The organism is Streptomyces sp. NPDC026394, from assembly GCF_055567735.1.
Window position 1 is genome coordinate 31,928 of the sequence record NZ_JBVHPX010000016.1, and the last position, 16,916, is coordinate 48,843.

General features: G+C 72.1%; 1 protein-coding gene. It reads left to right on the forward strand.

Annotation, left to right across the window (positions count from 1 at the left end; all coding sequences use genetic code 11):
* Positions 1-5: 5 nt before the first annotated feature.
* On the forward strand, positions 6-16,871 hold the full coding sequence (locus ACZ4QV_RS30045; RefSeq protein ID WP_467763647.1) for a type I polyketide synthase: 16,866 nt from the start codon (positions 6-8) through the stop codon (positions 16,869-16,871).
* Positions 16,872-16,916 lie beyond the last annotated feature (45 nt).

Consider the following 16,916-nt stretch of genomic DNA (forward strand, 5'->3'; position numbering starts at 1 on the left):
TCCTGGTGGACAACCAAGAGAAACTCTTCGACTACCTCAAGAAGACCGCGGCCCAGCTCCAGGAAACGCGTAAGCGTCTGCACCGGTTGGAGGCCGCCGAGCAGGAGCCGCTGGCGATCGTGGGGATGGCGTGCCGGTTCCCCGGTGGCGTGGGCAGTCCGGAGGAGTTCTGGGAGTTCCTTGCTTCCGGTGGCGACGGCGTGGACGGTTTCCCGACCGACCGCGGCTGGGACCTGGAGAGTGTGTACGATCCGGACGGTGAGCGCGAAGGCACCTCGTACGTCGCCCAGGGCGCGTTCCTGCGGGAAGCGGCCGAGTTCGACGCGGAATTCTTCGGAATCAGCCCGCGCGAAGCTCTCGCGATGGACCCGCAGCAACGGCTGTTGCTGGAGACGTCCTGGGAGGCGCTGGAACGTGCCGGCATCGACCCGGCGTCCCTGAAGGAGAGCGCCACCGGTGTGTTTGCCGGTGGCTTCACCTCCGGTTACGGGCTCGGCATATCCATGAGCCAGGACGACTCCGGCGCTGAGGGTCACGTGCTGACCGGCAATGCGACCAGTGTCCTGTCCGGGCGGGTGTCGTATGTGCTGGGTCTTGAGGGTCCGGCGGTGACGGTGGACACCGCCTGTTCGTCGTCGTTGGTGGCGCTTCATCTGGCGGCGCAGTCGGTGCGGTCGGGGGAGTGTTCGCTGGCGCTGGCGGGTGGGGCGACGGTGATGGCGACGCCGGGGACGTTCATCGACTTCTCCCGTCAGCAGGGGTTGTCGGCTGATGGCCGGTGCCGGGCGTTTTCGGAGGATGCGGATGGTACGGGCTGGGCTGAGGGTGCCGGCATGGTTGTGGTGGAGCGGCTGTCCGATGCCCGCCGTAATGGCCACAAGGTGCTGGCGCTGTTGCGGGGCAGTGCGGTCAATCAGGACGGTGCGTCCAACGGTCTGACCGCGCCCAACGGGCCGTCGCAGCAGCGGGTGATCCGTGCGGCCCTGGTCAACGCCCGGTTGGCTCCGGGGGACGTGGACGTGGTCGAGGCCCATGGCACCGGTACCACACTCGGTGACCCGATCGAGGCGCAGGCGCTGCTGGCGACGTATGGCCGGGACCGTGGCGAGGGCGAGCCGCTGTGGCTGGGGTCGGTGAAGTCCAACATCGGCCACACCCAAGCCGCTGCGGGCGTTGCGGGTGTCATCAAGATGGTGCTGGCGCTCCAGCATGAGCGGCTGCCGCAGACGCTGTACGCCGAGGTGCCGTCCTCGCATGTGGACTGGTCGGCGGGTGAGGTGCGGCTGCTCACCGAACCGGCGCCCTGGCCGGCCGACGGAGACCGGGTGCGGCGGGCCGCTGTTTCTGCGTTCGGCATGAGCGGTACCAACGCTCACCTCATCCTGGAAGAGGCTCCCGCAGCGCAGGAGGCCGAAGCCGCCGAGGAGCCCAAGGAACCAGAGACGGAACCGGATGGGCCGGCTGCGCGGGTGCTGTCCGGGGAAGGTGCCGGTGCGGTCCGGGCCTGGCAGGTCTCGGGCCGGTCGGCGGCAGCACCGGCGGCGCAGGCGGACCGGTTGCACGGCTGGCTGACGGCCCGTCCGGAGCTGCGACCGGCCGATGTCGCCTGGTCGCTGGCGACCGTGCGGACCGCCTTCGAGCATCGTGCCGTCATCGTCGGCAGTGACGACCGCGCCGCGCTGCTGACGAGCTTGGAAAATCTCGCCGCCGGAACGCCGAACGGTTCGGTGGTGTCCGGAACGGCCCGCCCCGGCCTCCGGCCGGTGTTCGTCTTCCCCGGTCAGGGGTCGCAGTGGCTGGGTATGGGACAGGAGCTGGTGCGTACCTCGCCGGTGTTCGCGGGGCGGTTGGCGGAGTGTGCGGCGGCGTTGGCGCCGTACGTTGACTGGTCGCTGACCGATGTCCTGGCGGGAACGGGGGACGCCCCTGCGCTGGAGGCGGCGGATGTCGTTCAGCCTGCGTTGTGGGCGGTGATGGTGTCGCTGGCTGATGTCTGGGAGGCGGCCGGTGTCGCTCCGGATGCGGTGGTCGGCCACTCGCAGGGGGAGATCGCTGCGGCTACGGTCGCGGGGATGCTGTCGCTTGAGGATGGCGCGCGCGTGGTGGCGTTGCGGTCGCGTGCGCTGAAGGTGCTGGCGGGTGCGGGCGGCATGCTGTCCGTCAGTCGTCCGGCGGCGGAGGTCGAGGAACGCCTGGCCCGGTTCGGCGACCGGCTGTCCCTGGCGGCGGTCAACGGCCCCTCGGCCACCGTCGTCTCGGGCGAACCGAAGGCCCTTGAAGAGCTGAAGGCGGAGTTCGAAGCGGAAGGCGCCCGGGCCCGCATGGTCGCGGTCGATTACGCCTCGCATTCGGCGCAGGTGGACCGGCTGAAGGAGGAGATCACCACCGTCCTGGCCGGAATCTCCCCGCGCCAGGGCCGCGTCCCGATGGTGTCCGCGATGACCGGTGAGACCCTCACCGGCGAAGAGTTGGACGCCGGCTACTGGTATCGCAGCCTGCGCACCACCGTACATTTCGAACGGGCGGTGCGCTCCCTGGCCGGCCAGGGGCAGCGGGTCTTCATCGAGGTGTCGCCGCATCCGGTGCTGTCGAGCGCCATGACGGACTCGCTGGAGGAGGCCGCGCAGGAGGCGGGCCCGGGCGTCGTGCCCGCCGCCCTGTGCGGGACGCTCCGCCGGGACGACGGTGGCGCGGAACGGCTGGTCACCTCGCTCGCCGAGGCGTTCGTCAACGGCGCGCCGGTGGACTGGGCGTCGGTGCTGCCCGCCGGTGAGCGGGTCGAGCTGCCCACCTACGTCTTCCAGCACCACCGGTACTGGCCCAAGGGCCCGATGGTGGGGCTGCGCCAGGACGGCGGCGACGCACTGGCGCTGGGCCTCGGCGCGGTCGGCCACCCACTGCTCGGCGCTGCCGTCGAACTGGCCGGGGGCGACGGGGTGGTGTGCCTGGGACGGCTCTCACTGCGCACCCATGCCTGGTTGGCCGACCACGCCGTCGGCGGTGTGGTGCTGTTGCCCGGCACCTGCTTCGTGGAGCTGGCGGTGCGCGCCGGCGACCAGGTCGGCTGCGGGCTCCTGGAGGAATTGACGCTGCACGCTCCGCTGGTGCTGCCCGCCGACGGCAGCGGGGTGCAGCTCCAGGTCGCGGTGGCCGCACCGGACACGGAGGGACATCGCGGAGTCCGGGTCTTCTCCCGCCCCGAGGACGCCGCCGACCGGCAGGCATGGACGCTGCACGCCGGCGGGACGCTCGGCCCAACCGCGCCGCCCGCACCGGCCGACCGGGACTTCGCGGTGTGGCCCCCGCAGGACGCGGTGCCGGCCGACGTCTCGGACGTCTACCCGGTGCGGCTGGCGGAGGTCTACGGCCCCGCCTTCCACGGGCTGCGTGCGGCCTGGCGGCGCGGCACGGAGGTCTTCGCCGAGGTGGTGCTGCCCGAGGAGGTCGCGCAGCAGGCGGGCACCTTCGGTCTGCACCCGGCGCTGCTGGACGCGGCGCTGCACGCCTCGTTCCTGGCCCAACCGGCCGCCGCGCAGGAGACCGGGCAGGTCACCATGCCGTTCGCCTGGACCGACGTGGCACTGCACGCCGGCGGCGCCACAGTGCTGCGGGTACGGCTGCGCCAGGACGCACAGGGCGGGCTCTCGCTGGCGGCTGCCGACACCACCGGAGCCCCGGTGGTCACCGTGGGTTCGCTGGTACGGCGCCCGGTATCGGCGGAACAACTGCACGCCGCACAGGACGAGTTGGCCGACTCGCTGTTCGTCCAGGAATGGGCCGAGCTGCCCGGCGGTGACGCCCCGACCGGCGAGTGGGCTCTGCTCGGCGCCGACCGTTACGGGCTGGCCGACGGGCTGGAGACGGCAGGCGTGAAACTGCGCTCCTTCCCCGGCCTCCCCGAGCTGGTCGCCGCGGCGCAGACCGGCACCGGTGCCCCGCGAACCGTTGTGGTCTGCGCCGACGTCCTGTCCGACGTGGACATCCTGACCGGTGCCGACGCCCTGTCCGACGTGGACGCCCTGCCTGGCGACAACGTGTCCGCCGAGGACGCCGAGGCACCGGCTGACGATGCGACGTCGGCGGGCAAGGAGATACCGGCGGCCCCCGGCTTCCCGCAACCGGTCGGCGCGGCGCGCCACCTCCCGGGTGCGGCACACCGGGCCGGCGCCGCCGCGCTCCACTTCGTTCAGCAGTGGCTGACCGAACCAGCCTTGGAAGACGCCCAGTTGGTGGTCGTCACCCGGGGGGCGGACGCGGTCACCGACGAGGACGTGGTGGACCCGGCCGCTGCGGTCGCCCGCGGCCTGCTGCGGTCGGCGCAGTCGGAGAACCCGGACCGGCTGTTCCTGGCCGACCTCCCCGCGCACGCCGACGCCCCGCACGAGGCGGCGCTGCTGCCCACGGCGCTGGGCAGCGGGGAGCCGGAGGTGGCGATCCGCGGTCAGGCCCAGTACGGCAGGCGCCTGACCCGTCCCACGGGGGAGGTGACGCGGATCCAGTGGCCGTCCGGCATCCAGGCCGACCCGGCAGCCCGCTCGCTGCTGGTCACCGGCGGCACCGGAACCCTGGGCGGGCTGGTGGCCCGGCACCTGGCGGCCACCGGCCGGGCAGGCTGCGTGGTACTGACCAGCCGTTCCGGCCCGGTCGCCACCGGTGCGGCCGCCCAGGCCGCCGAACTGGCCCAGCTCGGCGTACAGGTACGCATCGTCGCCTGCGACGCAGCCGACCGGGACGCCCTGGCCGCCGTGCTGGAGCAGATCCCGGCCGCGAACCCGCTGGGCTCCGTCGTGCACGCCGCGGGCGTCGTCGACGACGGTGTGATCATGTCGCTGACGCCGGAGCGGCTGTCCGCGGTGCTGCGGCCGAAGGCCGATGCCGCCTGGCACCTTCACGAGCTGACGGCCGGACTCCAACTGGACCGGTTCGTGCTGTTCTCGTCCGCCGCCGCCGTCTTCGGCTCGGCAGGCCAGGGCAGCTATGTGGCGGCCAACGCGTTCCTGGACGCCGTGGCCGCGCACCGCAGGGCCACCGGCCTCACGGGCACGTCGCTGCAGCTCGGCCCGTGGGCTCACGAGGCCGGCATCGGCCGCAACCTGGACGCCACCTCCCTCGCCCGCATCGACCGGGGCTTCGTACCGCTGACCGCCGACGAGGGACTGGTCGTCCTGGACACGGCGCTGACCAGGGACGAAGCAGTGCTGATGCCCGCCAGGCCGGACACCGCGGCGTTGCGCGCACAGACCGCGGCCGGCGGCGAGGTGCCGCCGCTGTGGCGGGCACTGGCGGGACCGTCCGCCCGGCGCACCGTCGCCTCCGGGACCGCCACCGGCTCCGGTGCGGAGGCCGGTGAGGCACTGCGCCGCAGGCTGGCCTCGGTCGGTGGCACCGAGCGGGACCGGCTCCTGCTGGAGCTGGTGTGCGCGCACGCCGCCGCCGTACTGGGGCACGACTCCCCGGACGCGATCGACGCCGGCCGTGCCTTCACCGACGTCGGCTTCGACTCGCTGACCGCGGTGGAACTGCGCAACCGGCTGAAAGCACAGACCGGACTACGGCTGCCGGCGACGCTGGTGTTCGACCATCCCACCCCGGCCGCGCTGGCCGCGATGCTCCGTGGCGAACTGGCCGGGGACCTGCCCGCCACCGCCGCTCCCCCCGCACCGGTTGCAGTGGGCGCCGACGAACCCATCGCGATCGTCGGCATGGCCTGCCGTTTCCCGGGCGGTGCGACCGGCCCGGAGCAGCTGTGGCACCTGCTGGACTCCGGCGCGGACGCGATCGGCCCGTTCCCCCGCGACCGTGGCTGGGACCTGGACCGGCTCCAGGACCCGGACGCGGAGCGCACCGGCGTCTCCTACCAGCAGGTCGGCGGATTCGTACCGGACGCCGCCTCCTTCGACGCCGGCTTCTTCGGGATCAGCCCGCGCGAGGCGCTGGCCATGGACCCCCAGCAGCGGCTGCTCCTGGAGACTTCCTGGGAGGCGTTCGAGCGCGCGGGCATCGACCCGGCCTCGGTGCGCGGCAGCCAGACCGGTGCCTTCATCGGCGGCTACTCCTCCCGGTACGCCCACGACGCGTCGCTGGAGGGCACCGGCGTCGCCGAGGCACACCTGGCGACGGGCAACGCGACCAGCGTGCTCTCCGGCCGGCTCTCCTACGTCTTCGGCCTGGAGGGCCCGGCGGTGACGGTGGACACCGCGTGCTCCTCCTCCCTGGTGGCGCTGCACATGGCCGCCCAGGCCCTGCGCGCGGGCGAGTGCTCACTCGCTCTCGCGGGCGGCGTCACGGTCACCGCCACCCCGGACGTGTTCGTCACCTTCGCCACCGCGGGCGGGGTGTCTCTGGACGGCCGCTGCCGGTCATTCGCGGCCTCGGCCGACGGCTCCGGCTTCGCCGAGGGCGTGGGGTTGCTGGTGGTCGAGCGGCTTTCCGACGCGCGTCGCCATGGGCACAAGGTCTTGGCTGTCGTACGGGGGAGTGCGGTCAACCAGGACGGTGCGTCCAACGGTCTGACCGCGCCCAACGGTCCGTCGCAGCAGCGGGTGATCCGTGCTGCGCTGGCCAACGCCCGTCTCACTCCCGGTGACGTGGACGTGGTGGAGGCGCACGGCTCGGCGACGAAGCTGGGCGATCCGATCGAGGCGCAGGCGCTGCTGGCCACTTACGGTCAGGAGCGGCCGGAGGGCCGGCCGTTGTGGCTGGGGTCGGTGAAGTCCAACATCGGTCACACGCAGGCAGCCGCCGGCGTCGCCGGTGTCATCAAGACGGTGCTGGCTCTTCAGCATGAGCGGTTGCCGCGCACGCTGCATGTGGATGAGCCGACGCCGCACGTGGACTGGTCGGCGGGTGAGGTCAGGCTGCTGTCCGAGCCGGTGCCGTGGCCCAGTGGCGAGCGGGTGCGCAGGGCGGGTGTCTCCGGTTTCGGGATGAGCGGCACCAACGTACACGTGATTCTGGAGGAGGCCCCGGCCGATCCGGCCGACACTGGCGAAACGCCCGAACCGACTGAGGCCGCGCCTGCCGTTCTTGCGGCGGGTGGGGCGTCGGCGTGGTTGGTGTCGGGTCGGTCTGCGGAGGGTCTTGCTGCGCAGGCGGGTCGGTTGGGGGAGTGGGCGGCTGGGCGTGCTGCGTTGCGTCCGGTTGATGTGGCGTGGTCGTTGGCGGCTACGCGGGCGGTGTTGGAGCACCGGGGTGTGGTCGTGGCTGGTGACCGGACGGGGCTGTTGGACGGGGTGCGGGGTCTGGCGGCCGGTGAGTTGTCGCCGGGTGTGGTGTCGGGGGTTGCTCGGGCCACGGGTCGTACGGTGTTCGTGTTCGCCGGGCAGGGTGCGCAGTGGGTCGGTATGGGCCGGGAGCTGTTGGTCTCGTCGCCGTTGTTCGCGGCGCGGTTGGCGGAGTGCGAGGCGGCGCTGGCGCCGTATGTGGACTGGTCGCTCGGCGATGTCCTGGCGGGTGTGGAGGGTGCTCCCGCGCTGGAGGCGGCTGAGATTGTTCAGCCTGCGTTGTGGGCGGTGATGGTGTCGTTGGCCGCGGTGTGGGAGGCGGCGGGTGTGGTGCCGGATGCGGTGGTGGGGCATTCGCAGGGGGAGATTGCTGCGGCGACGGTGGCGGGGATGCTGTCGCTGGAGGATGCGGCGCGGGTGGTGGCGGTGCGTTCGCGTGCGTTGTCGTCGCTGGATGTGGCCGGGGCGATGGTGTCGGTGGTGATGCCGGCTGACGCGGTGCGTGAGTTGGTGGCTGGCTTCGACGGCCGGTTGTCGGTGGCTGCGGTCAACGGCCCGGCGTCGGTGGTGGTCTCCGGAGAAGCGGAGGCGCTGGCCGTCTTCGAGCGGGAGCTGGCGGCGCGTAAGGTGCTGCGCTGGCGTATCCCGGCGACGGACTTCGTGGCGCATTCGGCGGCGGTGGAGCCGCTTGCCGCCCAGCTTGAAGTGGAGCTGTCGGGTATTGCCCCGCAGGCGGGCCGCGTTCCGTTGGTCTCGACCGTTACGGGGGAGTGGCTGGCCGGGCAGGAGGTGGATGCCGGGTACTGGTTCGCGAACCTGCGGCAGATGGTGCGCTTCGAGGACGCCGTGCGCACGCTGCTGGAATCCGGTTACGGGGCGTTCGTCGAAATCTCGCCGCATCCGGTGCTGACGGCTGCGGTGACCGAAACCGCCCAGGACACGGACGCGGGCACCACCCCGGTGCTGAGCATCGGCACCCTGTCGCAGACCGATGCGGGCGCGGCCGGTCTGCTGCGCGCCCTCGCACACGCCCACGTGGCGGGGCTGCCGGTGGACTGGCGCAAGGTCCTGCCGGCCGGTGAGGTGGTGGAGCTTCCCACCTACGCCTTCCAGCACCGCCGTTACTGGCTGGAGCCCTCCGCCACCGCCACAGCAGCCGCCGCCGCGGTCGCCGCTGGCGGGTCCTCGGCCGCCGAGGCGCGGTTCTGGGCCGCCGTCGAAGGCGGCGACCGTACCGGGCTCGCCCGGGCACTGGCCATCGAGAACGAGCACCAACTCGACGGTCTGCTGCCCGCGCTGGCATCCTGGCGGCGCCGCGAGCAGGAACGTTCGGCCACCGAGAGCTGGCGCTATCGGATCATCTGGGCGCCGGTGGCCGACCCGGTACCGGCCCGGCTGGCCGGCCGCTGGCTGCTGCTCGTACCGGCCCAGGAAGCCGACGGCGAGGCGGCCCGGCAGTGCCGTGCGGCGCTCACCGCCCGCGGTGCCGAGACCGTGCCGGTCCAGGTGCCGGAAGGCACCGTTCAGCGGGACGCGATCGCCGCGCTGCTCGACCGGACACAGCAGGACGCCGAGCCGGCATCCGGAGTGCTCTCGCTGCTGGCGCTGGACGAGACGCCACTGCCGGACCACCCGGTGGTGACGGCGGGCCTGGCCGCCACCCTCGCACTGGTGCAGGCGCTCGGCGACACCGGCATCACAGCGCCGTTGTGGGTGGCCACCCGCGGCGCCGTCGCCACCGGCCCCGACGAGGCGCCGACCAGCCCGCTGCAGGCCCAGGTCTGGGGTTTCGGCCGGATCGCCGGGCTGGAACACCCTGACCGTTGGGGCGGGCTGATCGACCTTCCCACCGTCCTGGACGAACGCACCGGCTGGCAGTTGGCGACCGCACTCGCCGGCTCCGTGGAGAACCAGGTCGCCCTTCGGCCGTCCGGGGCCCTGGGTCGCAGACTCGCCCACGCTCCGCAGTCCCCGGCGGCCGCTACCTCGCAGTCGGCGACGGGAACCGCGCTGATCACCGGCGGCACCGGCGCACTCGGCGGCCACGTGGCAACCTGGCTGGCCGCACGCGACACCGAGCGGCTGGTACTGACCAGCCGCTCCGGCCCCGCAGCCGCCGGAGCCGCAGCGCAGGCCGCCGCACTGGCCGCGCGCGGCACCCGTGTGGACGTACTGGCCTGCGACACGGCCGAGCGTTCCCAACTGGGCGCGGTGATCGGCCGGATCGGCACCGACGGCCCCCGGCTCACCACCGTCGTGCACACCGCGGCGGTACTGGACGACGGCGTGGTGGACGCCCTCTCGCCGGCCCGGCTGGAGACCGCGCTCGCCGCCAAGGCCGCCGGCGCCGCCCACCTGGACGAGCTGACCGCCGACCTGGACCTGGACGCTTTCGTCCTGTTCTCCTCCGTGGTCGCCACCACCGGAGCCCCCGGACAAGCCAACTACGGTGCGGCCAACGCCTACCTGGACGCCCTAGCCCAGCACCGACGCAGTCGCGGCCTGCCCGCACTCGCCGTGGCCTGGGGACCGTGGGCGGTCGGCGTGGCACAGGGCTCCGCAGCGGCACGGCAGCGGCTGGCCCGCAACCAGTGGGAAGAGGTGATGGACCCGGACCTGGCGGTACGGGCCCTGGGCGAGGCGCTGGACGGCGGCGACACCGTACTGACAGTGATGAACATCGACTGGTCGGCGATCCTCGCCCAGCCGCAGTCCTCGGCCGGTCTGCTGCGAGCCGCCGTGATGCGGGACCTGCCGGAGGTCCACCGGCTGGCCGCGCTGCTGGCCGAGACCCCGCAGGCACCGGCCGAGCCGGCCCTGGCGGAACGGCTGGCCGGACTGGGCCGCCCCGCACAGCGCCGGGTGCTGAGCGACCTGGTGCGGGCCGGGGCCGCCCGGGTGCTCGGCCATACCTCGCCCGACGCGGTCCAGGACCGGAGCGCCTTCAGCGACCTCGGCTTCGACTCGCTGACCTCCGTCGAACTCCGGAACGACCTCAGTGCCGCAACGGGTCTCAGGCTCCCCGCGACCCTGCTGTTCGACCACCCCACCCCGGCCGCTCTCACCGGCTACCTGGAGACCGAACTCCTGGGCACCGGGCCGCAGACACCCGCCACACCGGCCGCGCTGCCGGCCACCCTCGTGACGGACGAACCGATCGCGATCATCGGCATGGCCTGCCGCTACGCCGGAGGCGTGGCCGGACCCGACGACCTGTGGCAACTGCTCACCTCCGCAGGCGACGGCATCTCCGGGTTCCCCGACGACCGTGGCTGGGACCTGGAGGCGCTGGACGGCCCCTCGTACGTCCGGCACGGCGGCTTCATCGAGGACATCGGCGGCTTCGACGCCGGCTTCTTCGGGATCAGCCCGCGCGAGGCCCTGGCCATGGATCCCCAGCAGCGACTGCTGCTGGAGACCTCCTGGGAGGCACTGGAGCGCAGCGGCATCGCCCCGACCTCCCTGCGGTCCACCGCGACCGGCCTGTTCATCGGCGGTTACGCGTCCGGCTACGGTTACGGCGCCGACTTCGAGGGCGCGGCCCACCTCATCACCGGCACCGCGACCAGCGTGCTCTCCGGCCGGGTGTCCTACACCCTCGGCCTGGAAGGCCCGGCCGTGACGGTGGACACCGCCTGCTCGTCCTCACTGGTGGCCCTGCACATGGCGGCCCAGGCTCTGCGCTCCGGGGAGTGCTCGATGGCACTGGCCGGCGGCGTCACCCTGATGGTGACGCCCGAAGGCTTCATCGGCTTCAGCGAGCAGAGCGGCCTCGCCAAGGACGGCCGCTGCAAGGCGTTCTCCGACCAGGCCGACGGCATGGGCATGGCTGAGGGCGCCGGCGTGCTCGTCATCGAACGGCTTTCGGATGCGCGGCGCAACGGGCACCCGGTGCTGGCGGTGCTGCGGGGCAGTGCGACCAACCAGGACGGTGCGTCCAACGGGTTGACCGCGCCCAACGGGCCGTCGCAGCAGCGGGTGATCCGGGCCGCGCTGGCCAACGCCCGTCTGGCGCCCGGTGACGTGGATGTGGTGGAGGCGCACGGTACCGGTACGAAGTTGGGTGACCCGATCGAGGCGCAGGCGCTGCTGGCCACTTACGGTCAGGAGCGTCCCGAAGGTCGGCCGTTGTGGCTGGGGTCGGTGAAGTCCAACATCGGGCACACCCAAGCTGCTGCCGGTGTTGCGGGTGTCATCAAGATGGTGCTGGCCCTCCAGCACGGACAACTGCCGCGCACCCTGCACGTCGACGAACTGTCCTCACACGTGGACTGGACCGCTGGCGAGGTGAAGCTGCTGACGGAACCGGTGCCGTGGCCCAGCGGGGGCCGGGTGCGGCGGGCCGGCGTCTCCTCCTTCGGCCTCAGCGGTACCAACGCACACGTGATCCTGGAGGAGGCCCCGGCACCCGCCGTCACACAGGACGGTGACAGCCTGGTCGGAGCCCCCGAGGGGACCGGGGCCGTGAGCACGGTACTCGTTCCCGGCGTGGCACCCGCTTGGCTGGTGTCCGGCCGCTCGGCTGCGGGTCTGGCCGCGCAGGCGGACCGGCTGCGGGACTGGCTGACGGCTCGCCCGGAGCTGGAGCCGGCTGATGTGGCGTGGTCGTTGGCGGCGACGCGTTCGGTCTTTGAGCACCGGGCTGTCGTGGTGGGTACGGGGCGTGCCGAGTTGCTCGGTGGCGTGGAAAGCGTGGCGTCGGGTGTTCCGGCTGGTTCGGTGGTGTCCGGTGTGGCCCGTTCCAATGCTCGTCCGGTGTTCGCTTTCGCGGGGCAGGGTTCGCAGTGGGCGGGGATGGGTCGGGAGCTGGCGGGGGTTTCGCCGGTGTTCGCGGCGCGTTTTGATGAGTGTGCGGCGGCGTTGGCGCCGTACGTGGACTGGTCGCTGACCGATGTCCTGGCGGGAACGGGGGATGCCCCCGCTCTGGAGTCGGCGGATGTCGTTCAGCCTGCTTTGTGGGCGGTGATGGTCTCTCTTGCTGCTGTGTGGGAGGCGGCGGGTGTGGTGCCGGATGCTGTGGTGGGTCATTCGCAGGGGGAGATTGCTGCGGCGACGGTGGCGGGGATGCTGTCGCTTGAGGACGGTGCGCGTGTGGTGGCGTTGCGGTCGCGTGCGCTGAAGGTGCTGGCGGGTGCGGGTGGGATGCTGTCGGTCAGCCGTCCGGCGCCGGAGGTTGAGGAGCGTCTGGTCCGGTTCGGGGAGCGGGTGTCTCTGGCGGCGGTCAACGGGCCGTCGGCCACGGTTGTCTCTGGCGAGCCGGAGGCCCTTGAGGAGCTGAGGGCGGAGTTCGAAGCGGAGGGCGCTAGGGCCCGCATGGTCGCGGTGGACTATGCCTCGCATTCGGCGCAGGTGGACCGGTTGGAGGAGGAGATCACCACCGTTCTGGCCAGGGTCTCTCCGCGCCGGGGCCGGGTTCCGATGGTCTCCGCGATGACCGGCGAAACCCTCACCGGTGAGGAGCTGGACGCCGGGTACTGGTATCGCAGCCTGCGCGCGACGGTGCATTACGACCGCGCTGTACGCGTGCTGGCGGGTCACGGCCATCAGGTGTTCATCGAGGTGACGCCGCATCCGGTGCTGATGGGGGCGATGAACGACACCCTGGAAGAGGTTGCCCAGGAGACAGGCCCGGGGACGGAGCCCGCCGCGGTGTGTGGAACCCTGCGGCGCGATGACGGCGGCGCCGAGCGCCTGCTGACCTCGTTGGCAGAGGCGTTCGTCAACGGGGCGCCGGTGGACTGGCAGGTGGTGCTGCCCGGGGGGAAGCGGGTGGAGTTGCCGACGTATGCGTTCCGGCATGAGCGGTTCTGGCCGAAGGTGAGCGCTGTGGCTTTCGGTGGTGATGCGGTGTCGTTGGGGTTGGGTGCGGTGGGTCATCCGTTGTTGGGTGCGGCGGTTGAGCTGGCCGGTGGTGCGGGTGTGGTGTGTACGGGCCGGTTGTCGGTGCGTACGCATCCGTGGCTGGCTGATCATGCTGTGGGTGGCGTGGTGCTGCTGCCGGGTACCGGTTTTGTGGAGCTGGCGGTGTGTGCGGGGGATCAGGCGGAGTGTGGTGTGCTGGAGGAGCTGACGCTTCAGGCGCCGCTGGTCTTGCCTGAGGACGGCGCTGCTGTGCAGGTCCAGGTGGTGCTGGCCGGGGCGGATGCCGAGGGGCGGCGTGCCGTTGAGGTCTTCTCCCGGCTGGATGCGGCTGGTCAGTCGCAGGGGTGGACGCAGCACGCCGGCGGTGTGCTCGCCCCCGCCGGTCCGGCGGCTGCGGCTGAGGAGGACTTCGCGGTGTGGCCGCCCCGTGACGCCACGACGGTGGACGTCTCTGGCCTGTACCAGGCGGCGGGCGCGAATTCGTACGGCTATGGTCCGGCGTTTCAGGGGTTGCGGGCGGTGTGGCGCCGGGGCGAGGAGGTTTTCGCCGAGGTGGCGTTGCCGGAGGAGGTGGCGGAGGACGCTGCGGCCTTCGGTGTGCATCCGGCGCTGCTGGATGCCGTACTGCATGCCAGTGCCTTGCTCGGTGTTGAGGGGGAGCCGGGTGAGATCCGGTTGCCGTTCGCCTGGGCTGGTGTGGAGCTTCATGCCAGTGGCGCGTTGGTGCTGCGCGCCCGGTTGCGTCGTGATGTGCAGGGCACGTTGACGGTGTCGGCTGCTGATGCGGCGGGCCAGCCGGTGATTTCGGTGGCCTCGCTGGTCACTCGCCCGGTGGACACCGGCCAGCTTCGCACCGCCGACACCGGAATGGCCGATGCGCTGTTCGGAGTGGAATGGGCGGTGGTCGCCGAGGCCGAGGCGGCCGTCGGTGAGTGGGCGCTGATCGGTGCCGACCGTTTCGATGTCGCCGGGCAACTGGCGGCTGCTGGGACGCCGGTGCGCTGTTTCCCGGGGCTGGAGGAGCTGGCCGCTGCCGCAGCGGACCGGGAGATCGACCCGGCTTTCGTCCTGGTCTGTGCCGGTGGCGAGAGCCAAGACGCAAACGACCCGGCGCGGGCTGCGGCCCGGGTGACTGGTGAGATGCTCGGCCTGGTGCAGGAGTGGTTGGGTGAGGAGCGGCTGGCGGAGAGTCGGCTGGTGGTTCTCACGCGGGGTGCGGTGGCGGTCTCGGCCGGTGAGGGGGTGGCCGATCTGCCGGCAGCGGCCCTCGCGGGCCTGGTGCGCTCGGCTCAGTCGGAGAACCCCGACCGGCTCCTCCTGGTGGACCTGCCGGCCACCAACACAGCCGGTGAGACTGACGTTCTCCCACTTGCCGTTGCCACCGGGGAGCCGGAGCTGGCGCTCCGAAACGGCGCAGTGCACGCACGACGCCTGGTGCGGCCCTCCGGGGGGCTGCCGGTTCCGGAGGGCCGGTGGCGGCTGGAGCCGGACGCGGGTGGTTCGCTGGAGGGATTGTCACTGCTCCCGTCGCCGGAGGTGGACCAGCCCCTCACGGCCGGGCAGGTGCGGGTGGCGGTCCGGGCGACCGGCTTGAACTTCCGCGACGTACTGATCGCGTTGGGTATGTATCCGGGTGGCGGAGTGCTGGGCAGCGAGGTTGCCGGGACGGTGCTCGAAGCCGGACCGGGGGCGGACCATCTCGTCCCGGGTGACCGGGTGATGGGGCTGTGTGAGGGCGGGTTCGGCCCGGTGGTTGTCACCGACGCCCGGCAGCTGGTGCGGATTCCGGACGACTGGTCCTACGCCGAAGCCGCCTCCGTCCCCAGTGCGTTCATGACTGCTTGGTATGCGCTGGTGGAGTTGGCGGGGGCGAAGCCGGGGCAGCGGGTGCTGGTGCATGCTGCCACGGGTGGGGTTGGGATGGCGGCGGTGCAGATTGCCCGGTACCTGGGGCTGGAGGTCTTCGCGACCGCCAGTCCGGGGAAGTGGCCGGTGCTGGCGGCGATGGGTCTGGATGGGGCGCACATCTCGTCTTCCCGTACTGCTGGGTTCGAGGCGGATTTCCTGGCCGCCACGGACGGTGCCGGTGTGGACGTCGTGGTGAACTCGTTGGCGGGTGAGCTGACCGATGCGTCGCTGCGGTTGCTGCCGCGGGGCGGGGCGTTCGTGGAGATGGGCCGTACCGATGTCCGCGACGCCCAGGCGGTGGCGGCGGAGCAACCCGGTGTCACCTACCGCCCGTTCGAACTCGGTGAGGCGGGACCGGCAGCACTGGGCACGATCCTGGAGCGGGTCGTGGAGCTGCTGTCCGTCGGCGAGCTGCGGCGGCTGCCGATGCGGGCGTGGGAGGTGCGCCGGGCGCGGGACGCGTTCCGGTTCATGCAGCAGGCCCGGCACACCGGCAAAATCGTCCTGACCCTGCCGTCGAACCTCGCCGAACCCCGGTCCACCGAACCGTCCGGTGTCGGCTCGGCGTTGATCACGGGTGGTACGGGCACGTTGGGTGGCTTGGTGGCCGGGCATCTGGTGGTGTCGGGTCGGGCGGAGCATGTGGTGCTCACCAGTCGTTCGGGTCCTGGTGCGGCCGGTGTGGCGGCGTTGGCCGCGCGGGTGGCGCACTCGGGTGCTTCGGTGACGGTGGTGGCGTGTGACGCCGCCGACCGTAGGGAGCTGGCTGCCGTACTGGCGGCGGCCCCGGCGCAAGCGCCGTTGCGAACCGTGGTACATACCGCGGGTGTGCTGGATGACGGTACGGTCGGTTCGCTGACCGCGCAGCGGGTGGCGGGGGTGCTGCGTCCGAAGGCGGACGGTGCCTGGAACCTGCACGAGCTGACCCAGGGACTGGACCTGGACCACTTCGTGCTGTTCTCCTCCGCGGCAGCCACCTTCTCCAGCCCTGGCCAGGGCAATTACGTGGCGGCCAACGCCTTCCTGGACGCACTGGCCGCGAAGCGGCGGGCGGCCGGACTGCCCGCCACCTCGCTGGCCTGGGGCATGTGGGCCGACGCCAGCGCGCTGACCGGGCAGCTCAGCGAGTCCGAACGGGCCCGCATCAACCGTGGCGGAGTCATGGCGCTCAGCGCCGACGAAGGCCTGGCGTTGCTGGACCTGGCGCTGGCCCGGGACGAGGCGCTGCTGATGCCGGCCAAGCTCGACCTGGCCGGGATGCGGGCGCAGAGCATCGGAAGCACGGAGGTCCCGCCGCTGTTCCGGGCCTTGGTCTCGGCCGGTAGCGGGCGGCGCAGCGCTGCCGGGGCCGGTGACGCGGGTGCGGATTCGCTGCATCAGCGGCTGTCCGGGCTCTCCGGGCAGGAGCGGACCAGGCTGCTGACCGACCTGGTCCGTACGCATGCGGCGGCCGTCCTGGGGCATGCCTCGGCGGAGGCCGTCGAGCCGGGCCGGGCCTTCACCGACCTGGGCTTCGACTCGCTCACGGCCGTCGAACTGCGTAACCGGCTGAGCACCGCGACCGGGCTGCGGCTGCCCGCCACCCTGGTCTTCGACTACCCCAACACCCTCGAACTGGCCTCCTTCCTGAAGGAAAAGCTGCTGCCTCAGATCGTTGAACATGGCGAGCCGGACGCTGCGGAGGAGAAACTCCGCACGGCACTCGCGACCGTACCGCTGTCCAGGTTCCGGGAAGCCGGGCTGATGGAGGCGCTGCTGCGGCTCGCCGGCGTCCAGGACGACGCCCTGCTCGCCGAAGAGGGCGAACAGGGCGAAGACATCGACGAACTGGACGCCGACAGCCTGATCCGTCTCGCACTGGGCGGCGAGAAGGAATGACACCCCGGAAGACGCCCGGAACGACGGTGCTGACAGTGCCGCGAA